Origin of the sequence: Paraburkholderia sp. RCC_158, assembly GCF_041355255.1 — a bacterium.
GTDB classification, from domain to species: Bacteria; Pseudomonadota; Gammaproteobacteria; order Burkholderiales; family Burkholderiaceae; genus Paraburkholderia; species Paraburkholderia graminis.
Genome location: NZ_JBFUPM010000023.1, coordinates 58,860 through 81,158, shown reverse-complemented (window position 1 = coordinate 81,158; position 22,299 = coordinate 58,860). Strand labels below are relative to the sequence as shown.

Annotated in this window: 15 protein-coding genes; 11 read left to right on the top strand and 4 right to left on the bottom strand. The window is 62.1% G+C overall.

The window, feature by feature from the left end; translation table 11 throughout:
- Positions 1-315 precede the first annotated feature (315 nt).
- Both AB6809_RS30380 and AB6809_RS30375 read left to right on the top strand, forming a co-directional pair.
- On the top strand, positions 316-1,425 hold the full coding sequence (locus tag AB6809_RS30380; protein ID WP_029968732.1) for an OpgC domain-containing protein: 1,110 nt from the start codon (positions 316-318) through the stop codon (positions 1,423-1,425).
- Positions 1,426-1,502: 77 nt separating this feature from the next.
- Positions 1,503-2,375 (top strand): esterase family protein, encoded by an 873-nt coding sequence (locus AB6809_RS30375; protein WP_029968730.1) that lies wholly within the window; start codon positions 1,503-1,505, stop codon positions 2,373-2,375.
- A 49-nt stretch (positions 2,376-2,424) separates the two neighbouring features.
- On the opposite strand, the gene AB6809_RS30370 is transcribed toward AB6809_RS30375, so the two are convergent.
- A complete protein-coding gene (locus AB6809_RS30370; protein ID WP_029968728.1) occupies positions 2,425-3,543 on the bottom strand; it encodes an AI-2E family transporter in 1,119 nt (372 codons plus the stop codon).
- Between the two features lie 347 nt (positions 3,544-3,890).
- Here AB6809_RS30370 and AB6809_RS30365 point away from each other — a divergent pair, with 347 nt between their 5' ends.
- From AB6809_RS30365 to AB6809_RS30355, 3 genes are all read left to right on the top strand, one after another.
- A complete protein-coding gene (locus tag AB6809_RS30365; protein ID WP_029968727.1) occupies positions 3,891-4,178 on the top strand; it encodes a DUF3331 domain-containing protein in 288 nt (95 codons plus the stop codon).
- A 272-nt stretch (positions 4,179-4,450) separates the two neighbouring features.
- On the top strand, positions 4,451-7,030 hold the full coding sequence (locus tag AB6809_RS30360) for an adenosylcobalamin-dependent ribonucleoside-diphosphate reductase (protein ID WP_307259620.1): 2,580 nt from the start codon (positions 4,451-4,453) through the stop codon (positions 7,028-7,030).
- Between the two features lie 129 nt (positions 7,031-7,159).
- The gene (locus AB6809_RS30355; RefSeq protein WP_029968725.1) at positions 7,160-8,638 is read left to right on the top strand and encodes a diguanylate cyclase domain-containing protein; all 1,479 of its coding nucleotides are present in this window, start codon (positions 7,160-7,162) and stop codon (positions 8,636-8,638) included.
- Between the two features lie 19 nt (positions 8,639-8,657).
- On the opposite strand, the gene AB6809_RS30350 is transcribed toward AB6809_RS30355, so the two are convergent.
- A complete protein-coding gene (locus AB6809_RS30350; RefSeq protein WP_029968722.1) occupies positions 8,658-9,656 on the bottom strand; it encodes an AraC family transcriptional regulator in 999 nt (332 codons plus the stop codon).
- Between the two features lie 340 nt (positions 9,657-9,996).
- On the opposite strand from AB6809_RS30350, the gene AB6809_RS30345 reads away from it, so the two are divergent.
- Together AB6809_RS30345 and AB6809_RS30340 are read left to right on the top strand one after the other, a co-directional pair.
- A complete protein-coding gene (locus tag AB6809_RS30345; protein WP_371027890.1) occupies positions 9,997-11,049 on the top strand; it encodes an NAD(P)-dependent alcohol dehydrogenase in 1,053 nt (350 codons plus the stop codon).
- Between the two features lie 855 nt (positions 11,050-11,904).
- Entirely contained in the window at positions 11,905-12,861 is a 957-nt protein-coding gene (locus AB6809_RS30340) for a LysR substrate-binding domain-containing protein (protein WP_310401648.1), read from the top strand.
- Positions 12,862-12,922: 61 nt separating this feature from the next.
- On the opposite strand, the gene AB6809_RS30335 is transcribed toward AB6809_RS30340, so the two are convergent.
- Together AB6809_RS30335 and AB6809_RS30330 are read right to left on the bottom strand one after the other, a co-directional pair.
- Positions 12,923-14,059 carry a nucleoside hydrolase gene (locus AB6809_RS30335; protein WP_006052912.1) on the bottom strand — a complete coding sequence of 379 codons (1,137 nt, stop codon included), beginning with the start codon at positions 14,057-14,059 and terminating at the stop codon, positions 12,923-12,925.
- Positions 14,060-14,221: 162 nt separating this feature from the next.
- Positions 14,222-15,184 carry a hypothetical protein gene (locus tag AB6809_RS30330; protein WP_029968715.1) on the bottom strand — a complete coding sequence of 321 codons (963 nt, stop codon included), beginning with the start codon at positions 15,182-15,184 and terminating at the stop codon, positions 14,222-14,224.
- Between the two features lie 125 nt (positions 15,185-15,309).
- Between AB6809_RS30330 and AB6809_RS30325 the strand changes: the two genes are divergently transcribed.
- The 4 genes from AB6809_RS30325 to AB6809_RS30310 all read left to right on the top strand — a co-directional run bounded on the left by AB6809_RS30325 (position 15,310) and on the right by AB6809_RS30310 (position 22,266).
- Positions 15,310-16,155, top strand: coding sequence for a M15 family metallopeptidase (locus AB6809_RS30325; protein WP_029968713.1), 846 nt, complete (start codon positions 15,310-15,312; stop codon positions 16,153-16,155).
- A gap of 270 nt (positions 16,156-16,425) precedes the next feature.
- Positions 16,426-20,304 carry a type VI secretion system membrane subunit TssM gene (gene tssM, locus AB6809_RS30320; protein WP_006052915.1) on the top strand — a complete coding sequence of 1,293 codons (3,879 nt, stop codon included), beginning with the start codon at positions 16,426-16,428 and terminating at the stop codon, positions 20,302-20,304.
- Positions 20,301-21,293: a type VI secretion system-associated protein TagF gene (tagF, locus tag AB6809_RS30315; protein ID WP_006052916.1), complete on the top strand. Its 993-nt coding sequence runs from the start codon at positions 20,301-20,303 to the stop codon at positions 21,291-21,293. The genes tssM and tagF overlap by 4 nt, the downstream gene beginning before the upstream one ends.
- A 4-nt stretch (positions 21,294-21,297) precedes the next feature.
- Positions 21,298-22,266 carry an OmpA family protein gene (locus AB6809_RS30310; protein WP_029968711.1) on the top strand — a complete coding sequence of 323 codons (969 nt, stop codon included), beginning with the start codon at positions 21,298-21,300 and terminating at the stop codon, positions 22,264-22,266.
- The last annotated feature ends 33 nt before the right edge of the window (positions 22,267-22,299 follow it).

The following is a 22,299-nucleotide window of genomic DNA, read 5'->3' as shown; positions in this document are numbered from 1 at the left end:
CATTCCGCCGAGGCTCCGCCAGCACTGCGTTTGCAATGTGCGCTGCCAAGCAGACTTGTCACAGAAAGAAATATAATTGCCGACTTTCGCGGCACCGAGGCGGAACTCCGCCGTGCTGTCAGGGTCATTTTTACTGCTTCATGCAAGCGCGTGCGCGCGCCGGCTTTGAGGCAGGTCCGTTACGGCGGCAACGCGCGGTTCAGCGCAGCAACGCCGCTGCAGCAACAGCATCAACCCACTATTCCAAAGCCTTGTGAGACGCCCGACGCGCTAAAGAGCGCGCCGTCGCACGGGGCTGCTTTGGGCATAAAAACAATGCAAGCTTCGCAATCGCGTTTAATCGAGCTCGACTTTTTCCGAGGACTCGTTCTGCTGATCATCGTGGTGGACCACATCGGCGGAAGCATCTTGTCGCGCGTCACGCTGCATGCGTACGCGCTGTGCGACGCCGCGGAGGTGTTCGTGTTTCTCGGCGGCTTCGCAACCGCGACGGCCTACGCGGCGCTCGCGGAGCGGCGTAGCGAATCGATCGCGCGCAACCGCTTCCTGCGGCGCTCGCTGGAAATCTACCGCGCCTTTCTCGTGACCGCCGGGCTTATGCTGCTCGTGAGCGCGGTCCTGAACGCGTTCAACGTCGAGGCGCCGAATCTCGCGATCACCGATCTCGACGACCTGATGGACACGCCCGTCGCCGCCTTGCGCGATATCCTGCTGTTCCGCCGTCAGCCTTATCTCGCGTCCGTGCTGCCGATGTACGCCTTCTTCGCGCTGCTGGTGCCGATGATCCTGCCGCTCGCGCGCAGCAAACCGTGGCTGCTGCTCGCGGGCAGCGTCGCGCTGTGGGCCGGCGCGCCGGCCATCAACGCGTATCTGCCTGCCGCGCCGGACATGCATTGGGACTTCAACCCGTTCGCCTGGCAGTTGCTGTTCGTGCTCGGCGCGCTCGTGCGTTGCCAGCCGGTCTATCAGCGCGTGAGTCAGCACCGTCTCGGCTGGCTGGTGACGCTCGCGGCCTGCTGTGTGGCGGCGGTCGCGGCGTACTACAAGCTCTTTGTCGAAGTCGAGCCGCTCGATCCGAGTTTCAAACAGAATCTGTCCTACTTGCGCGCGGTCAATTTCCTCGCGATCGCGTGGCTCGTGGCCAAGCTGATCGAGGCGGGCTGGGCAAGAAAGCTCGCGCAGTCTCTGCCGCTGATTGGGCTCATCGGGCGCAAGGGCCTGCTGTGCTTTATCGCCGGCGCGGTGATCTCGCTCGTGGTGGACTCGGTGCTGTATGCCGCCACCGACGGTTACCTGAACTATCCGCTAGGCTTGCTCGCCGACGCGTGCGCGATCACGGCGCTCGTTGCCGTCGCGTGTGGGACGGAGCCGCTCAAGCGGCTCGTGATGCGCATGGTAGGCACGCGGCTTCGGACGTCGCCGTAACATGTGTGGGTCAGCTCTGAGCTTTGAGCTTTGACTCAGCGTTGGCCGCCGTCCGCCGTGACTGTTTCCACCTCGACATGCGCCTATTCCTACACCTTGCGCTGACCGTTCTGTGCGCCGCGTGCGGCACTTCGTCGTTCGCGAGCACGGTGACGACCCGCAGCTTCCATTCGTCCGCGCTCGGACGCGATTGGTCCTACACGCTTTATTTGCCGACCGGTTATCGTCCCGACGCCGCGCGCATTCCGGTGATCTATCTTCTGCACGGCAACAACGGCGATGCCAACGACTGGATCAGCCGCGGCCATCTGCAAAGCACCCTGGACGCGCTGATCGAACATCGCGATATTCCGCCGCTCGCCGTCGTGATGCCGCAAGGCGGCACCGACTGGTACGTGGACCGCAAGGAAAAAATGGAGACGGCGTTCTTCGACGATCTGCTGCCCGAAATCGAAACGCACTACGCGGTGTCGACGCAGCGCGCGGGGCGCATGATCGGCGGCGTGTCGATGGGCGGCTTCGGCGCACTGCGCTACGTGATGACGCAGCCCGAGCGCTTTTGCGGCGCGCTGCTGCTGAGCCCGGCCATCTACGCCGACGAACCGCCGCGCGGTTCGGCCGCGCGCCGCGTCGGCGTGTTCGGCGAACGTCAGTTCGATCCGCGGATCTGGCACGAGCTGAACTACCCGGCGCAGTGGGAGCGGTATATGAGCCGGCCGTATCGCGTACCGGTCTTCATCGCTGCCGGCGACGACGACCTCGCGATCCAGGCCGATGCATCACTGCTTTATACGCAGCTTCGCCTGGCGGGCAATCCGGCGGCGCTGCGCATTATCGACGGCGGCCATACGTGGGACGTGTGGAGCGCCCTGCTGCCCGGCGCGCTGAAATACACGCTCGGTTGCACGAGGCTGCCGGCGCAGGAACATCCGTCGAACCAGCGGCCTTGAATCAGTAAAGCACTCGCGAAAATCGCGAATCGGACGACACCCGGCCGGGCTATTGCACGAGGTCGGTCCACAGCACCATCAAGACCGTCATCAGCGCGGGGCCGATGAAGAGGCCGAGCAGCCCGAAGGTCTCCGCGCCGCCCAGAATGCCGAACAGCACGAGCAGAAACGGCAGTCGCGTGGAATTCCCGATCAACACCGGCCGCACGAAATGCTCGGCGACGAAGACCACGATCGACCCGAACACCAGAAGACCGATCGCGCTCGCGACCGATCCCTGCGAGAACAGCCACAACGCGGCGAGGCTGAAGGTTATCGGCGCGCAGAAGGGCAACATCGCGGCAATCGCGGTGATCAGCGCAAGCAGCGCGACGTGCGGCAAGCCCGTCACGAAATAGGCGACGCCGAGCAACGCGCCCTCGCCGAGTCCGACCACCACCAGCCCCGACACGGTGCCCCGCACAGCCGTGGCCATCCGCTGGACGAGTTGCGCGCCGTCTTCGCCGAAACCGCGTTGCAGACCTCTCGCCAATGCGCCCGACAGACGCGGCCCCGCCTGGAAGATCACGAACAGCGTCACGAGCATGAACGCGAAGACGGTGACCGCATGCACGGCACGCGCCCCGAAATGGCGGCCAAGCGTGACGACCGTGGTGCTGTGCAAGCCCTTCATCGCCGCGGAGTCGCGCAACGGCGGCGTCAGATAGGCTTGCCACCACGCCTCGGCCTGGTGCGCGCCGAACGGCAAACGGTGGATGAAGTCCGGCATCGCGATGCCGTTCTCCTGCGCGGCCTTGAACCAGTCGGTGAGGTCATGCGCTTCGCGCAACGCCTGCGCGATGCCCACGCCCACCGGCAACACCACCAGCAACGCGATCGCCAGCGTCAGCACGGCAGCAATCAGCGTGGTGCGCCCGGTCAGCCAGCGGCTGCCTTCGACCTTGCGCAGAAGCGGCCATAGCGCGATCGCCAGCACGGCGGCCCAGCCGACCACCGGAAGAAAGTCGCGCACGACCCACAACGCGAGCAGCACGAGCCCGATGTACAGCGCGAGCGAAGCAGCCCTCTGTTTTTTGACGCGCTCGGGCGTCAACAGCGACTGCGTCGGATGCGACGAGCGCGGCGGGTGCGTCGATCTGGACGGGCCGACGGGGGGACGTGAATTCATGTGGTTCGTGTGTGGATGCCGGTATGTGCGCGAGCCGACCCGAAAAAAGCAAACCCGCTAAACTGCGGGACGCGCTCGCCCAATAAACAACGACATCTTAATGGAAGCGCGCAGAGCCCTCGCGGCCTGCTTTGGCTGTCTCACCAGCTACAACACTGCGTTGCAAAAAGCGCTCTTATCTCATTTTTGGGCGACACGCCCTTCGCCAGGCCCCGCCAATTCAAGTGCCGTCGAAAGTCAAGTCGGATTGTTGCTAATTGGGGAACAGTGTTTCAACGTAGACACAATGGCTCTGCAGCCGTTGGGGGACTAAATTCGGGCACACCACAAATTCGGAGCCGACGATGATGACCCTGGAGTCCATCCCCCTTGACGGTACTAACGGCATACGCATCGAGATCCTCGAGCGCTCCGACACCACGCTGGTGATCCGCTGGGTCGAGCCCGGACGATGTCATTACGGCGAGCAGCGGTGGCGTCGCAGGTCGGCGCATACGTCGGGAACCTGCGCGGTATCGCGCCGCAAGATTCGCCGCGGCGATGCCGTCTTCAAGCCGGCCGAGCGCCCGGCGCCGTCGAATGCCTCCGCGATGATCTGCGCGGAAATTCTCGGCGCGCTGCCCGCCGAAGCCTGATTTCGCCGTCAATCCTGCCCACGCGCGCCGTCGCGCGCGCCATCACGCGTGCCCTGCACCTGCCCTGCGCCTGCCCGCTCGCGCTGACTCCGCCATCGAGTCCCTAACGCCGCCGCGCGCATGAAACCGCCCCGATTGCGGCCCTTCGTCGCGTGCGTTAAGGTGGACCTGCTTGCGTCAAATCACCCTGCCGGCCCGACGCCCGGCGGTAAAGTGACGCGCATCTCCACCCATCGCGCCGTGCGCGGCACGGCGCCGTTTGAGGGCACACCATGGCGGAAGACACGCCGCACACGTCGACCCGGCCGGAGACTCGCGCAGCCAGCGCGCCCCCTGCTCCGCTCATCGCTCCCCAGCAGTTTTCCACCGACGTCCTGCTAGAGAAATACGCCAAAGGCGACGAGCAATCCGCCGACGACGTCTTCAAGCGCGTCGCCCGCGGCGTCGCCGAGGCGGAACCGGAAGCGCTGCGCGAATCGGTCGAGGCGCTCTTCGTCGACAATCTGCGGCACGGTGCGCTCGGCGCGGGCCGCATCATGAGCGCGGCGGGCACCGGCATTGCCGCCACGCTGATCAACTGTTTCGTGCAGCCGGTCGGCGACGCGATTCAGGGCGTCGACGAACAAGGGCTGCCGGGCATCTACGTCGCGCTGCTGCAAGCCGCGGAAACCATGCGGCGCGGCGGCGGCGTCGGCTACAACTTCTCGGCGATCCGGCCGAAGGGCGCGCGGGTTCACACCACGAGTTCGTCGGCGTCCGGTCCGTGCAGTTATATGGATGTGTTCGACGCGTCGTGCCGCACCGTGGAAAGCGCCGGCTCGCGGCGCGGCGCGCAGATGGCCGTGCTCGACTGCAATCATCCCGACCTGCTCGAATTCATCGAGGCCAAACATTCGAAGGGACGCTGGAACAACTTCAACGTGTCCGTCGGCGTGACCGACGAATTCATGCGCGCCGTCGAAGAAGACCAGCCGTGGCAACTCGTGCATCGCGCGGAACCGTCGCCGGCGCTGCGTGCGGCCGGCGACGTGCGGCAGCGCGACGACGGCCTGTGGGTCTACAGCGAGCGGCCGGCGCGCGAGATCTGGGACCGCATCATGCGCTCCACGTACGACGTCGCGGAACCGGGCATCGTGTTCATCTCGCGCATGAACGAGGACAACAACCTGCGTGCCGTCGAAACGATTCGCGCGACCAATCCGTGCGGCGAACAGCCGTTGCCGGCTTACGGTTGCTGCAATCTCGGGCCGCTCAATCTGACGCGTTTCGTGATCGACCCGTTCGCGCAACTCAAAGGCCGCGAGCCTTCGTTCGATTGGGACGGCCTCGCTCGACGCACGCGCACGCAAGTGCGCTTTCTCGACAACGTACTCGACGTCACGCTGTGGCCGCTGCCGCAGCAATACGACGAATCGCGCGCGAAGCGCCGCATCGGCGTGGGCTTTACGGGTCTCGGCGATACGCTCGTGATGCTCGGGCTGCGCTACAACTCGCAGGAAGGCCGCGACTTCGCGGTGCGCATTGCGCGGCTGATGCGCGACGAGGCGTATCGCGCGTCGGTGGAACTCGCGAAGGAGCGCGGCGCGTTTGCGCTTTTCGATGCCGCGCGCTACCTCGAAGCCGGCACCTTCGCGTCGCGGCTGCCCGAGGACATCAAGGAAGCGATTCGCCGCGACGGCATCCGCAACAGCCATCTTCTGTCGATCGCGCCGACCGGCACCGTGAGCCTCGCGTTCGCGGACAACGCGTCGAACGGCATCGAGCCGGCCTTCTCGTGGACCTACACGCGCATGAAGGTGATGGCCGACGGCGGCCGCGAATCGTTCGATGTCGAAGACTACGCGTACCGGCTTTATCGCGAGCTCGGCGGCGACGTGACCAGGCTGCCCGACTACTTCGTCAGCGCGCTGGAGATGTCCGCACGCGATCATCTGGACATGATGGCCGCGGTGCAGCCGTATGTGGACACGTCGATCTCGAAGACCGTCAACGTGCCCGCCGACTATCCGTTCGAAGCCTTCGAAAGCCTCTATTTCGATGCATGGAAAAGCGGCCTGAAAGGTCTCGCGACTTATCGCCCGAACGAAACGCTCGGCGCCGTGCTGAGCGTGAGTCCGGCGCAAGCCGATGACACGCTCGCCGAAAGCGATCTCGACCCGCTGCGAATCGCGATCGATCATCGGCCGAAAGGCGAATTGCCGGCGATCATCGAAAAGGTCGAGTACCTGACGCAAGCCGGCAAAAAATCGCTGTACGTGGCGGTGTCGTTCATTGAAGTGACCGGACGTCTCGGCGGTGAAGACGTGACGATCGAGCGGCCCATCGAGTTCTTCATTCCGACCGGTCAGCGCGACGAATCGCAGCAATGGATCACGGCGACCATGCGTTCGCTGTCGCTCGCCGCGCGTGGCGGTTTCGTCGCGCGCAATCTGCAGGACATGCGCAAGGTCTCGTGGGATCGCGGGCAAGTGCGGCTTGGCGAAGTGCAGCGTCTGGACGGTCATCGCACGCCGCGCTGGCACGATTCGGAAGTGGCCGCGCTCGCGTTTGCGATCCAGCAGATTCTGCATCGTCGCGGTTTTCTCGACGCCGAGGGCAATCAGGTTCCATCGCGTCTGCTCGCACGTTTGCCGCGCGGACAGATGAAAGCGGAAACGGCGCTGTCCGCGGACTTCGGCATCCGTCCCGCTCCCGCCGATGCGCACACAGCGGAACTGACGCAGCCTGGCATGGTGCCGGGATTGCATACGATGCTCGGTCGCAAATGCGGATCGTGCGGCGCGAACGCCGTGATCCGCAAGGACGGATGCGACTTCTGCACGGCCTGTGGCGAAGTGGGAGCGTGCGGGTGAATTAGCGTTAGCGGATCTCTCGCCCCGCTATTGCACCTGTCGAAAGTGCTGACACTGGAAAGCTGGTTGTTTTTTAGACCGATGCGCAACCAGCCGTAGAATAGCCGCACTTTCCGCGACGAGACTCTCATGCTGGATATTTCGCCAGGCGTTACCAAGCCCGCTAACGACGATTCGAAAATGTTCGATCTCGCGCCCGTCTCGCTGTGGGTCGAGGACTTTAGCGGCGTGCGCGATCTGTTCGATACCTGGCGCGCCGAGGGCGTGAGCGATCTGCGCGCGTACTTCGCCAAAGCGCCCGAACAGGTCGCCGAATGCGCGCGCAGCATTCGCGTGGTGAAGGTCAATCAGAAGACGCTGACGCAGTTCGAGGCCGCGGACTTCGACACGCTCAACGGCAATCTCGCCGCTGTGTTCCGCGACGACATGCTCAAGACGCATCTCGAGGAGCTCTGCCAGTTGTGGGCCGGGCAATCGCATTTCACGAGCCAGACGGTCAACTACACGCTCGCTGGACGGCGACTCGACGTGCTGCTCAAAGGCTCTATTCTGCCGGGCCACGAAGAACGCTGGGACCGCGTGCTGGTGTCGGTGGAAGACATCACTGAACTGGAAAGCGCGCGGCATCGTATGACGCTCGCCGAGGAATACGCGCGCGGTCTCTTCGAACATTCTCCGGTGTCGCTATGGGTCGAAGACTTCAGCGCGGTCAAGCAACTGCTCGATCAGGCGCGCGCGGCAGGCATTAGCGATTTTCGCGTGTTCACCGACGTGCACCCTGAGTTCGTCGAGCGCTGCATGCAGGAGATTCACGTACTCGACGTGAACCAGCACACGCTCGAGATGTTCGCCGCGCCCGATAAAAAAACGCTGCTCGCGCATCTGCCCGATGTGTTCCGCGACGACATGCGTCCGCATTTCCGCGAGCAGTTGCTCGATCTGTGGGAAGGCAAACTGTTCCAGCAGCGCGAGGTACTCAACTATTCGCTCGACGGCAACGAGGTGCATGTGCACCTGCAATTTTCAGTGCTGCCGGGGCATGAGAACAACTGGGACCTGGTGCTGGTCGCATTGACCGACATCACCGCCCGCAAGAAGGCGGAGGCGTACCTGGAGTTTCTCGGCAAGCACGACGTGCTGACGAAGCTGCGCAACCGCTCGTTCTATGTCGACGAATTGAATCGGCTCGAACGCAAGGGGCCGTGGCCTGTCACGATCATCATCGCCGATCTGAATGGACTGAAGCGCGTGAACGATCAGCTCGGCCACGCCGCCGGCGATGCGCTGCTGCGCCGTGCGGGCGAGGTGCTGGCCAAAGCGATGGAGCCGCCGTTTCAGGCGGCGCGCATCGGCGGCGACGAATTCGCGATTCTGATGCCGGATACCGACGAGCGCGGCGGCGCGGCGATGATCGATGCGGTCGGCAAACTCGTCGAAATGAACAACCAGTTCTATCCGGGTTCGCCGCTCAGCTTTTCGATGGGCATGGCGACCTGTCAACGCGGCGACCGTCTTGAAGCCGGCGTGCAGCGCGCCGATCTGCAGATGTACGACGAAAAGCGCTCGCATTACGCCAATCAGGCGGATGCGAAAATTAGCGGTGGTTGATGAACGCGAAGCGCTTTCTCTACACCGCCGTCACATAACGCGCAACGGGCTTCACGATGCGCGGCGGCGGTGAGTCGTAAATTGCGCGCATGCGCTTCACTTCGTCGACGGGACTCAGGCCGAAAAGACGCTTGAATTCGCGGCTGAATTGCGACGCGCTTTCATAACCGACTCTTGCGGCCGCGGCGCCCGCGTTTAAACCATCCTGCACCATCAGCAAACGCGCGTGATGCAAACGCGTGGTCTTCACGTATTGCATCGGCGAGGTCGCCGTGACGGCCTTGAATTGCGCGTGAAAAACCGCGAGGCTCATGCCGGCTTCGGCGGCGAGCGTATCGACGTCGAGCGCGCCGTGATAGTCGGCGTGAATGCGGCGCAGCGCCTTGGCAACGCGTCCAAAGTGATTCTGATGCGTGAGCGCCGCGCGAATTGCATCGCCCTGCTCGCCGGTCAACACGCGATAGCAGATTTCGCGCACGATGCCCGGCGCGAGAATGCGCGCGTCGAGCGGCGACACCAATGCGTCCAGCAGACGCTGCACCGCGTTGCTCAATGCCGGATCGAGCGGCGTCGAATAAATGCCGAGCGGTTCGTTTCGCGCCGCGCCCTGCGTTTCGTTGAGCGCCATCAGCAACTCGGCAACCATCGTCAGATCGACTCGAATGGAAATGCCGAGGAACGGCTCGTCCGGGGTCGCCTCAGTCTCGCATTCGAACGGCAGCGGCACGGACAGCACGAGGTACTGCTGCGCGTCGTACTGGAACACCTGGTCGCCGAGATAGCCGCGCTTGCGCCCCTGGCACACGATCACAATGCTCGGCTCGTACATCACCGGCATGCGCGGCAACGGACTATTCGCGCGCATCAGATTGACGCCTTCAAGACTCGAGCGCGTCATGCCCGGCTTGGGCGCGAGTGCGTCGAACACTTCGATCAGGCGTTGCTGCGCAGCATGAGCGGCGTGCGCGAGTGGAAATTCGGCGGAAGACAACGACGGTTGCGATAGGTGCGGCGACATGACGAAATAGTGACGTACAAGAGAATAGTGCTTGAAATTTAGCATCAAACTGCCTGGCGCGCTTCGCCCCAGGAGTTTTAGGCAAATCTTCAAGACGTTCAGGTATTCACTGGCTCGCCGTCGGCTTCTACTATGGGAACCCTGTCGGATGAGCTTTGCTGCGCGACGTTTGTTGGACGACCTTCATTCGCGCTTTCATCACGCGCCGCGACCCGAACCGTGCGGTTAGGCGCATGCGCGACATGCGTTGTCCGTTGCCGATTGCCATTACCGTCGCCCGTCGCCGATTGCCCATTGCCGGCGCCTTCTGACATCACCCATCTTTGCTGGAGAACTACCCATGAGCACGACTTATGCCTATGCCGCGACCGACGCCAGCGCGCCGCTCGCCCCGTTCGAAATCCAGCGTCGCGAACTGCGCGCTCATGATGTGCAAATGGAAGTGCTGTTTTGCGGCGTGTGCCATTCCGACCTGCATCAGGCTCGCAACGAATGGAAGAACACGATGTATCCGGTGGTGCCGGGTCATGAAATCGTCGGCCGTGTGACCGCGGTGGGCCCGGATGTGACGAAGTACAAGGCGGGCGATCTGGTGGGCGTCGGCTGCCTCGTCGATTCGTGCCGTACGTGCGCGAGCGGCGCGGAAGGCCTCGAGCAGTACTGCGAGAACGGCTTTGTCGGCACGTATAACGGCGTGGACCGCGTCGACGGGCAAGTGACCTACGGCGGTTATTCGACGCAACTCGTCGTCGACGAGGAATTCACACTGCGTGTGCCGCAAAACCTCGACCCTGCCGGCGTCGCTCCGTTGCTGTGCGCGGGCATCACCACGTACTCGCCGCTGCGCACGTGGGGCGCGGGTCCTGGCAAGAAGGTCGGCATTGTCGGCCTGGGCGGCCTCGGCCACATGGGCGTGAAGCTGGCGCGCGCAATGGGCGCACATGTGGTGCTGTTCACGACATCGCCGTCGAAGATCGAGGACGCCAAGCGGCTTGGCGCACACGAGGTGGTGATCTCGAAGAACGCGGAAGAACTGGAAGCGCATGCGAACAGCTTCGATCTGATCGTGAATACGGTGGCTGCGCCGCACGACCTGAATCCGTTCTTGAACCTGCTAAAGCGTGATGGAACGATGACGCTGGTGGGCGCGCCCGAGCACGATCATCCGTCGCCGCAAGTGTTCAACCTGATTTTCAAGCGCCGCCGGCTGGCCGGTTCGCTGATCGGCGGGATTGCCGAAACGCAGGAGATGCTGGATTTCTGCGGCGAGCATGGGATTACTTCGGATGTCGAAATTATTCCGATGCAGAAGATTAATGATGCTTATGAGCGGATGTTGAAGAGTGATGTGAAGTATCGGTTTGTTGTTGATCTGGATTCCATGCGGAAGTGATTTTGGTTTTTTTTGCCGTGCGGCTGGGGGCTTTTTTGGGTGGGCCCTTGGCCTTTCCTTGAATTCATAGTGGTCTATTTGCGTTGCCCCTGTGCGGGGCGGCACCTACTTTCTTTGCCGCCGCAAAGAAAGTAGGCAAAGAAAGCGGGCTCACACCGCCAGCTTTTAAGTGGGTCCCTCGGTTCGGAGCGGGTAGTGGTGCGTTTGACATCCGTGTTCTCGCACATTCCGCGCTCGTGACAAAGCAGTCATTCTTCCGGCGGCGCTTCGCGCGCCGTGCGGTCGTTCCCCAACCCGTCGGGTGGTCGGTGGTGTCTGGGATTGCGAGCCATTAGCGCGTTGCGCCCTCCTCGCTTTCATCGAGGGTGCTCATTCAAATGCGCGATTGAATGCAGCACGATTGGATGCAGCCACGATCCGATGCAGCCATTAAGAGCCCTGCCACGCAACGCGATCGCCCCAACAGCGCCACGCCGAGGCGCAGCCGACGGCCCCCACCGCGCGAAAACGCGAGCGGATGGTGTAAGCCAACCCTTCCGGCGAGCACGTAGTGCGAGGCGGGAAGCATGACTGCCTTGTCACGAGTGCCGAATGCGCGAGGGCACGGATGTTAAACGCACCACTCCGTTCTCCAAACGAGGGACCCACTTATAAGCTGGCGGTGTGAGCCCGCTTTCTTTGCCTACTTTCTTTGCGGCGGCAAAGAAAGTAGGTGCCGCCCCGCACAGGGGCAACGCAAATAGACCACAACGAATTCAAGGAAAGGCCAAAAACAAAGGCCAAAAACAAAAGCCAAAAAAAACGAACCCCAAAAAAGCCCGCCGCAGGCAAAAAACCCAACCCCGAGAGGCCCAAATGCTAGACCGAATAACAGCAATGCGCACCTTCCTAAGAATCGTGGACACCAACAGCTTCACCCGCGCAGCGGAATCCCTGAACATTCCGCGCGCGACGGCGACCACCATTGTCCAGAACCTGGAAGCCCTACTCGGCACGCAACTGCTCGCCCGCACTACCCGGCGCATCAGCGTGACGCCCGAAGGCGCCGCCTACTACGAACGTTGCGCGCAAATTCTCGCGGACATCGACGAGATGGAAGCCAGCATCCGTCACGCCACCGATAACCTCACAGGCCGCCTGCGCATCGAAATGCCGGGCTCGGTGGCGAGCGCAATCGTGCTGCCCGCTCTCGACGACTTCCACGCGCGCTATCCGAATCTCGATCTCGCCATCGGCGTCAGCAACCGCACCGTCGATCTGGTTGCCGAAGGAATCGATTGCAGCATTCAACTCGGTGAACTGCCCGATTCGAATCTCGTCGCGCGACAACTCGGCACGCTCGAACATGTGACCTGCGCGAGTCCGGACTATCTCGCGCGTTACGGCACGCCCACCGACCTCGACGATTTGCGCGGACATGTGGCTGTCAATTGCATGTCGCCAAATAGCGGCCGCGAAGTGGCGTTCGATTTCGAAGTCGAAGGCGAAGCGCAAAGCGTCAAGGTGAACGGCTTTATCAAAGTGAGCGACGAGCAGGCGTATCTCACCTGCGGACTGCAAGGTCACGGGCTCATTCAACCCGCGCGAATTGCCGCGCAACCGTACCTCGACTCAGGACAATTGCGCGAAGTACTGCCGCAATGGAAACCCGTGCCGATGCCGGTTTCCGTCGCTTATCTGAAGAATCGACGTGTGTCGCCGCGCGTGCGTGCTTTCGTCGACTGGCTTGCGGAGCTGTTCGAAAAGACCGAGCACGTCGATCAAGATCTCTCGCGCGTGCGCCAGTTGTTGCGCGGCCTGCATCCCGCCTGAAGCGGATTCGATGCAGGCTCGCAGCACGTTCAACGCATCAATCAATCAATCGATCAATCGATCAGCCCGGCACCGGCACTGGGCGCGTCAGCAAGTCCACATAGAAATTGAAGAAGTTCTGATTGTCGAAGCGCTTGATGATCGTCATCTTCTGTAGACCAGCCGGCGGCGAACTCGTATAGCCGGTCGCTTTTCCATCATTGGCGCCGAAGCTCATATCGACATCGACCCACTCGTCGACCGTTTGCGTCGCGAACGAAGGATGCATCAAATAGCCGAGAGTCAGCGTGTCCCAGATGTTCGTGGTGTAGTTCGGGTTCGTCTCGAAACCGTTCTTGCCGTCGAAGCCATAACCGTTCAACGTCTTGAACAACTGCGTAATGATGGTCTGCTTCGACGGGTCATGCGCGATCCGGTCATAGAGCGCCTTATCCATCTTCACGGTGTCAGTCACATCGAGCGGAACGACAACCTGCTTGATCGGCAGACGCAACACCTCTTTCGCTGCTTGCGGATCGAACCACCAGTTGAATTCGGCGGTCGGCGTCGTATTGCCCGGCACGTCGATCGCGCCACCCATATAAATGATCTGCTTGATCAACGGCACGATCTCGGGATGCCGACGCGCGGCAAGCGCGATGTTCGTCAACGGTCCGATCGCAAGAATCGTCACCTCGCCGGGATTCTGCTTCACCGAGTCGACGATGAAATCCACCGCGCTTTTGCTTTGCACTTTCGTATGCGTTGCGAAGCCGTCAGGCGGCGCGACGAGATCGCTATCGGACTTGGGCTCGGGTGTTCCCCACGCGCCGAGATAACCGTCGCCACCGGGGAATTGGGCCATTTCAGCCTGGATCGTGGCGAAATCGTGCGACAACGCATAGTTTGCACCGGCATAAACGCCGATCTGCTTTTCGACGCCGAGCCGTTCGACGGATTTCAATGCATCGGCGACGCCCTGCTTCAACCACTGATTGCCCGACACGACCGTAATGCCGAGTACTTTCAACGATCCCTGCGCCTGCAATTGCGCGGCCATGACGCCAAGCTGGCCGTCGTCGCTCAGCGTGTTGTAGTCGCTGTCGATAATGACTTTCGGGGGATTGGTTGCATTCAGATTGTCACCGCCGCAAGCCGCAATTGCGAGAGCAGTCACGACGCTTGCTACATAGCTCAATGCCACGAGAAACCGCTTCATTGATGTCTCCTGTTCTATCGCATCGGTGTGCGACTAAGGAGAGTCATCATAAACGCAACGGCGGCCAAATCAAACATGCGTCAGACGTGTGCGTCGACGAGGCTCGCAAACAACACGAGCCTCACGATCCGTCTTTCGAGTAAACCGCCCGCGCGGCGAACGTCAGGGCTGACGCGCTTGCGGCGTCGAGCCGGGGCATGCGGGGTCTTTACCCCAATGACCATCGCACACACGCCAGCGGCACAACTGGTCCTGGAAAAAGCCTCGCTGCCCGCACTCTTTCACGCGCTCGGCGAGCTTCGCATTGCCGGGCCCAGCCGAGGTTGCGACCTTCGTCGCCGGATTGCCGGTGCTTGTCTTGCTATCGGCGGGCTTCGTGCGTGCGACGAGCGCGGCCAATAGATCGGCGTCCGAATCATCTTTCGACGCTGCGTCCGGCTTTGCTTTCTTCGATTGCGCGGCGGCAGTCGTCGTACTCGAACGATGACTGCTCGCACTTGCCGTGGCACTTTCCTTCTTGCCGTGCGTGCCGGCCTCGTGCTTGCTCTTGCTCGCGATTGCCGGACTCTTGTCGTGCTTCGCCGTCGATGCAACGTGCGCCGACGAGGCCGAAGCGCCGGAAGCAACCGAAGCAACGGGCACGGAAGCGCCGCTCGGCTCCGCACCATCGGCCAACGCGCGCGACAAACGGCTTTCCGCCGCGCCCGCCGATACAGAAGACGCAGTTGCCGCTTTACTGTCACTGTCATCGGCGATGATCGTCGCGGCTTGCGACGAAGCAGGCGCCGGCGCTTGCGCATTCGCGGCGACCTGCACCGCGCCGTTCACCGCCGATGCCGGCACCGCCGCCTTGCCGATGTTCACCGCGCTCGCCGGCGCGGCCGCAGCCAGTGACTCGTTTTGCCCGCGTTGCTGCATGTGCCACGCGCCCCAACCGCCCGCCGCTATCACGAGCAATGCGACAAGCGCAAGCGGCGTTCGGGACCGGCGTGGTTTATCGGCAGGCGGCGCGACGCGGCCTTCCAGATTCGCGAGAATTCGCGAACCATTGCCGTCGGCGCCTTTAGCCTTATCGGATAACAGGCTTGGCGGGGCTTTGGAATTTGAATTTTCCGGCGCACTCATTCACTGTCTCATTGAATCCTGGATTATTTCGCCGTGATAATACCGCTCCGGCTCCTCTCCGAGCAGGCCTGATTCTAAGAGCAAGCATTACAAAATACAATTGTTTCCAATTTCCGGGGTCTCCATTGATTGCCGTAGTACTTCTTGCCTATTTCGCCGTCGCAGTGCTCATCGCCGCAATGCTGCTTTTGCCGGCGGTGCGCGCTTCTTTATTAGGCGCCGCGCAGACAATTCATGGCCGGGTTATGCGCGGGGCATCGCGCCACGCATCGCATGCGCGCGGTCAATTAGCACGCTCGGCAAGAATTTCGCAATCTACCGTAGTGGATATGAAAAAATTACTGGCGCGCCGGCGCTTGCTGATTTTTACCACCACAGGTATTCTTGCGACGCCGCCATTGGTGGCATTGGGATTACGGGGTCGTCAGTTATTCCAATTCGACGAAACCGCGCGGGTGCCGGACGAGAAAATTGCCGCATTATTGAACGGCGAACAGCTCGTGCCCCCGCCGCCGCTGCCGCCGGAGGTATTCGCCACGCGGGAAGTCGAGCAGATCCGGCCAGCGCTAAAAGACGCAAGCCGCGACTGGAATTTGCTCGATGCGGATTTCCGAACCCGTCTATTGCTCGTCTACAAAATCATGCACGAGCAGTACGGCTACGAAATGGCCCTGCTGGAAGGTTATCGCAGTCCGGAGCGGCAAAACCGGCTCGCGCAAATTGGGAGCAATGTCACCAATGCCGCTGCGTTTCAAAGCTATCACCAATACGGCCTCGCGGCGGACAATGCGTTTCTGCGCGACGGCAAGCTCGTCATTTCAGAAAAAGATCCCTGGGCCATGCGAGGCTATCAGTTATATGGACAAACAGCCGAGCAGGTCGGCCTGACATGGGGCGGCCGCTGGAAAATGATGGATCTCGGGCACGTTGAATATCACAAACCCGGCTTCGTTCTCGGGCGGGGTCATTAAGCGCGGCGGCACAAGAGGTTGGAAAATGGGGCGTTCAATCAATATTTCTGGCAAAAAGCGGCAATACCAACCGCAATCCGGCATACAGCGTCGCATTCGTCCGCCCGCTTTTGCAGCGCCGGCAATCGCGGATTTAACAATTCGGCCGTTTTACCGTTCCGCGTGAATCGGCTTTCGATTTCTTTCGCTCCATTTTCAAACGCCGCACGCGCGTGATGCCGTTTGCCACAGCACGCGCCACAACACATATCACCAAGACCTGAACGGCTTATGCGACGCTTTCTCAACGTGTTGACCCATCCACGCACGCTCTCGATCATCGGCCTGCTCGCGCTCGCTGCTGTGTTGTTCGTCGGCGCCGATACCTTGCAGATCGACCTGATGTGGCCGGCCATCGCGCTCGGCGCGGTCGTCGCGTTATGGCTGCTGGTATGGGCGGTGCGCCGCCTGCGCGCGCGTCGCGCGAATAACAAACTCGGCGAAATGCTCGAGCAGCAGGCTGAAAAACAAAGCGTCGAAGCCGGACCCGCGCCTACGCCGGCGCGTCAGGCGGAACTCGACGTGCTGCGCACACGCCTCGTCGATGCAGTGAAGACGATCAAGACTTCGAAGATCGGCCAGGTGTCGGGCGGCTCCGCGTTGTATGAGTTGCCGTGGTACATCGTGATCGGCAACCCCGCAGCGGGCAAGAGCAGCGCCGTGCTCAATTCGGGCTTGCAATTCCCCTTCGCCGACAAGAACAGCGCGGTGATTCACGGCATTGGCGGCACGCGCAATTGCGACTGGTTCTTCACGACGGAAGGCATTCTGCTCGACACAGCAGGCCGCTATTCGGTGCATGAGGAAGACCGCACCGAATGGCTCGGCTTTCTCGGCCTGCTTAAGCGCTTCAGGCCCAAAGCGCCGATCAACGGCATCATCGTGACCGCGAGCATCGCGGAACTCACCAGCAGCAAGCCCGAGTTTGCGATCAATCTCGCGAAGAACCTGCGCCAGCGCGTGCAGGAATTGACCGAGAAGCTGGAAGTCTTTGCGCCCGTCTACGTGATGTTCACGAAGGCCGATCTGATTACCGGCTTCACCGAGTTCTTCAGCGGCAGCGAGCGTCATGAATACGACCGCGTATGGGGCGCCACCCTGCCCTACGAGCCGGACGAGAAGCGCGACGTGGTGGGCCTTTTCGATGAACATTTCGAGGAACTCTACGACGGCCTGAAGGAAATCAGCGTCGCGCAGATGTCGATCAATCGCGGCAACAAGCTCTCGCCAGGCCAACTGAGTTTCCCGCTCGAGTTCTCGACGATCAAGCCCGCACTCCGCGCGTTTCTCGCCACGCTGTTTGAGACGAACCCGTTCCAGTACAAGCCGATTTTCCGCGGCTTCTATTTCACGAGTGCATTGCAGGAAGGCGAAACCAATAGCGCCGCGGCCACGCGCATCGCGAACCGCTTCGGTTTGAGCGCGGACAGCATGCCGAAACCGCACAGCGCGTTTTCGAAGAACGGCTTCTTCCTGCGCGATCTGTTTTCCAAAGTCATCTTCGCCGACCGGCAAACGGTCAGGCAATTCGCCAGTCCCGCGAAAACGCGTATGCGTTACGCGACCTTCTTCGGCTTTGTCGCGGTCCTCGCGCTCGCGTTGGGCGGCTGGACGTGGTCGACCATTAACAATCAGCAACTCGCGGAGAACGTCAAAGCCGATCTGGACAACGTCGTGCGTTTGCAGCAGAACCGCAACGATCTGCAATCGCGCCTGCAGGCCATGGATGTTCTCGAAGACCGCATCGACCAGCTCGAACAGTTCCGCCGCGATAAGCCGCTCGCTGTGTCGTTCGGTCTGTATCAGGGCGATCGTCTGGAGCAGCGTCTTCTCACCGAGTACTACAACGGCGTGCGCCAGATCCTGCTCGATCCGGTTTCGCAAAACCTCGCGTCGTTCCTGAAGGACGTCAACGCGCATCCCGATCAGCTCACGCCGCTCAATCGCACGCCGGATGCGGCCGCGATTCCGGTCTCCGCGCACAACGCAATGGCGGCGAATAGCCAGGGCGGACTCTACAGCGACGCATCGCCGACCAATGTGGAAGACGCGTACAACGCGCTCAAGACGTATCTGATGCTAAGCGACAAGCGTCATGTGGAAACGGCGCATCTGACGGATCAGGTGGCGCGCTTCTGGCGCGGCTGGCTCGAAACGAATCGCGGCAACATGCCTCGCGACGAGATGATCCGCAGCGCCGAGCGCATGATTACTTTCTACCTGGCGCGCGTATCCGACGACGACTGGCCGATGATCGACCAGAACCTCGGCCTCGTCGATCAAACGCGTGAGAACCTGCGCCGTGTCGTGCGCGGCATGCCGGCGCGTCAACGTGTTTATGAAGAGATCAAGGCACGCGCGTCGACCCGCTTCGCGCCGATGACGATCGCGCGCATCGTCGGTGAAAACAATACCGCGCTGGTGGCGGGCAGCTATGCGATTCCCGGCACGTTCACGCGCGAAGCGTGGTTCCAGTATGTGCAGCCCGCGATCCGCGAGGCCGCAACAAAAGAACTGCAAGCAAAGGACTGGGTGCTCAATACGTCCGCGCACGACGACCTGACGCTCGAAGGCAGTCCCGAACAGATACAGAAAGCACTCGTCACGATGTACAAGACCGACTATGCAATGCACTGGCAGAAGTTCATGCAAGGCATTGCGGTGCAGAGCTTCGGCAGCTTCGGTCAGGCAGTGGATGCCATGAACCGTCTCGGCGATCCGCAAGATTCGCCGATTCGCAAAGTACTCGAAACCGCGTATGACCAGACCTCGTGGGATAACCCGTCGCTCTTCAATGCAAACCTGAAGCGCGCGCAAAGCGGCGTGACGAGCTGGTTCAAGCAATGGTTCTCGCGCGCGCCGACGGGTCAGTTGAACGCGAACATCGACATCAACGGCAATCCGGTCGAAATGCCGATGGGACCGATTGGCCAGGAGTTCTCCGCGCTCGGCCGCATGGTTCAGACCGGCGATAACGGCTCGATGCTGAAGGGCTATATGGACACGCTGTCGAAAGTCCGTACGCGCTTTAACGTGATCAAGAATCAGGGCGATCCTGGACCGGGCGCGCGTCAGCTCATGCAGCAGACGCTCGACGGCAGCGGCTCCGAACTTGCCGATTCGCTGAAGTACGTCGATGAGCAGATGCTGACGGGCCTCACCGATTCGCAACGCAAAGCCCTGCGTCCGCTGCTCGTGCGTCCGCTGATGGCCGCGTATGCGGTCGTGATCCAGCCGGCCAGCGTCGAAGTCAACAAGGTGTGGAACGCGCAGGTGTACCAGACGTTCCAGAACTCGCTCGCCAACAAATATCCCTTTGCCGGCGATGCGAAAGTCGAAGCGGGCGCCGGTGAAATCGCGCAGGTGTTCGGACCGGACGGCTCGATTGCGAAGTTCGTCGGCACCACGCTCGGACCGCTTGCAGTGCGCCGCGGCGACACGCTCACCGCTCGCACGTGGGGCGACATGGGGCTCGCGCTCACGCCTGACTTCACCAGCGGATTCGCGCGCTGGGTCGCCCCGCTGGCGGGCGGCGCAGCGGGCGCGTCGGCTGGCCAGGGCTCCGCGGAACCGCAGACCGTGTTCCAGATCCTGCCGCAACCCAGCAGCGGCACGACCGAGTACACGCTCGCGATCGACGGTCAGCAGATGCGCTATCGAAACACGCCGCCGCAATGGACCAACTTCGTGTGGCCGAATCCGTCGGGCTCGCCAGGCGCGACGTTGAATGCCACGACTTTCGACGGCCGCACGCTGCAGCTCGTCAACGAGCCGGGCCGCTACGGTCTCGAGAAGCTGATCAATTCGGCGCAGCGCAAGCGCCGGCCTGACGGCACGTTCGACCTGTCGTGGACGCAAGGCAACATCACGGTGGCGGTCAGCATGCGCATCATCAGCACGTCGCAAGCATCGGGCGGCAGCAGCGACGCGCCGCAGCAGCAGAGCCTGCGCGGCTTGCGGTTGCCTTCGTCGGTGGCCGACGTCAGCGCGGCGGCGAATTCGGTCACGGCCACGGCCGCGAACGCAACGCCCGCGGCAACGGCGGCAACGGCGGCAACAGCGGCGCGACCGGCGACGACCGCGGTTTCGAACACAGGAGGTGCGCAATGACGCAGACCGTGCAGGCGCAAATCGCGTACTTCGGCAAGATTCCGTCGCGCGGCGACTTCGTGAAAAGCGCGCATAACCCGCAGTTGCTTGCGACGCTCGACCGCTGGATCGCCGAAGCAATGGAGCTGCTCACCGACGACCCGCGCTGGAAGATCGTCTACGAAAACGCGAAGCCGATGCATTTCGCGTTTCTCGGTTCGCGCAGCAAGCTCGCGATTGCGGGGCACATGGTCGCGAGTCACGATCAGTCGTCGCGACGCTTTCCGTTTCTCGCCGCGACCGCGCTCGAAGTCGAAAAGCCGCTCACGTTCCTCGCGCACAGTCCGCTTGCGTTCGCGCGTTTGTGGTCGCGCGTGTCGGCGCAAATGAAGCCCTTGCTTGGCGTGAGCGAGCCGGCCGGCGCATTGCAGGCGCTCGGCGAAACGCAGGTGCCCATCGAGATCGGCGGCGGTCCGGGCAATCCGCATGACGGCACGTTCAACGACTTCGTCGAACATCAGACGCTCGCCGGACTCGAACAGATGCTGCTCGCAAGCGGGCATCCGGTGCGCTTGCGCGGCGCGATGCTCGCGCTCGGTTCGCTGCTGCGCCCCGTGATGCAAAGCGGTTCGTCGCATCTCGAACGCGGGCTCACGCTGCCGTTGCCGAACGATCCGTTCTATCGCAGCCTCGTCGCCGCATTCTGGCTCGAACTGATCGCGCCGTTCGTCGCGCAAGCGGATTTCGAACTGGCGATTTTTATCGGCACGATCGCGGAGCGCGAGCGGCTCATCATCGGCTTTAACGGTGCGTCCGCGAAAACGCTGCACAGTGTGGTCGATCCGCAAGCATACGCAGCCCATAACATCGATATCGACGACCCCGAGTGGATCGACGAACACGCACAGAACGATCATGGCATCAGCAAGCTCGTCAGTTACCTCGACCAACCGCAACTGTCCTTGCGCGTCAGCATCGACACGTTCCGCGAAGCCTTCACGGGAGCGTGACGCGATGACTTATTCACGCACCGCGATCAGCGCGCTGCTCGCGAGCCTGCTGGTTAGCGGCCTGTTCAGCACGCTCGCTCACGCCGACAACGACGGCCCCGCACGCGTCACGCCGGTCGACAACAGCGGCATTTCGATTCGCACGACGGCGCTCCCCTCGCCTTCGTCCACTACGGCAGGCAGTGCGGGTCCCGCAGTGAATACGGCGGGCCTCGCAAGCGGCACGACCGGCGCCGGCACCGGCGCGGTCACGGCTTCGCCTCCGCCCGCGAACGCGGCGCCGGGCCAGGTCGTGGTCGGTGGAAAAGTACCGGACGAGGCGACCAAAGCCGCGGTGCTCGCGCGTTTGCGCGACACGTATGGCGCGGCCAACGTAGTGGATCAGATCGAAGTCGCCGACGTCGCGACGCCGCCGAACTGGTCCGCCAATGTACAAAAACTGATTGGCCCGCAACTCAAGCAGATCAGTAAAGGACAGTTGAAGATCGACGGCACGCAGATCGACGTGAAAGGCGAGGTGCGCAACGAGTCGCAGCGTCAGCAACTCGCAAGCGACATGGCGAATGCGCTGAATCCGACGTATACGATCAAGAACGGCTTGCGCGTCAGTGCATCCGAACAGGGCCTGCTTGATCAGACGCTAGCGAATCGCACGATCGAATTCGAAACCGGCAGTGCGACGCTCACGCCGCAAGGCCGCGCGATTCTCGATCAGATGGCGGCGGCAATGCTGAAGATGGCGACGAAGACGGTCGCGATCATCGGTCACACCGACAACTCGGGTAATCGCACGTCGAATATCGCGCTGAGCCAGGCACGCGCAGATGCGGTGAAGGGCTATCTCGTCGCCAAGGGCATCCCGCCGCAACAGATGAGCACCACTGGAGTCGGGCCCGATCAGCCGATTGCATCGAACGATACGGCCGATGGCCGCGCACGCAACCGGCGCATCGAGTTCCGCGCCGGATCTTAAGCAGATTACTGCGTGCTTGCTGCAAGGCACGCA

Bases quoted from the DNA above. Each gene is read 5' to 3' on its own strand.
- AB6809_RS30340 (WP_310401648.1), top strand. From the start codon at position 11,905: ATGCTAGACCGAATAACAGCAATGCGCACCTTCCTAAGAATCGTGGAC.
- AB6809_RS30355 (WP_029968725.1), top strand. From the start codon at position 7,160: ATGCTGGATATTTCGCCAGGCGTTACCAAGCCCGCTAACGACGATTCG.
- AB6809_RS30330 (WP_029968715.1), bottom strand. From the start codon at position 15,184: ATGAGTGCGCCGGAAAATTCAAATTCCAAAGCCCCGCCAAGCCTGTTA.
- AB6809_RS30365 (WP_029968727.1), top strand. From the start codon at position 3,891: ATGACCCTGGAGTCCATCCCCCTTGACGGTACTAACGGCATACGCATC.
- AB6809_RS30310 (WP_029968711.1), top strand. From the start codon at position 21,298: ATGACTTATTCACGCACCGCGATCAGCGCGCTGCTCGCGAGCCTGCTG.
- AB6809_RS30370 (WP_029968728.1), bottom strand. From the start codon at position 3,543: ATGAATTCACGTCCCCCCGTCGGCCCGTCCAGATCGACGCACCCGCCG.
- tagF (WP_006052916.1), top strand. From the start codon at position 20,301: ATGACGCAGACCGTGCAGGCGCAAATCGCGTACTTCGGCAAGATTCCG.
- AB6809_RS30375 (WP_029968730.1), top strand. From the start codon at position 1,503: ATGCGCCTATTCCTACACCTTGCGCTGACCGTTCTGTGCGCCGCGTGC.
- AB6809_RS30380 (WP_029968732.1), top strand. From the start codon at position 316: ATGCAAGCTTCGCAATCGCGTTTAATCGAGCTCGACTTTTTCCGAGGA.
- AB6809_RS30345 (WP_371027890.1), top strand. From the start codon at position 9,997: ATGAGCACGACTTATGCCTATGCCGCGACCGACGCCAGCGCGCCGCTC.
- tssM (WP_006052915.1), top strand. From the start codon at position 16,426: ATGCGACGCTTTCTCAACGTGTTGACCCATCCACGCACGCTCTCGATC.
- AB6809_RS30350 (WP_029968722.1), bottom strand. From the start codon at position 9,656: ATGTCGCCGCACCTATCGCAACCGTCGTTGTCTTCCGCCGAATTTCCA.
- AB6809_RS30335 (WP_006052912.1), bottom strand. From the start codon at position 14,059: ATGAAGCGGTTTCTCGTGGCATTGAGCTATGTAGCAAGCGTCGTGACT.
- AB6809_RS30360 (WP_307259620.1), top strand. From the start codon at position 4,451: ATGGCGGAAGACACGCCGCACACGTCGACCCGGCCGGAGACTCGCGCA.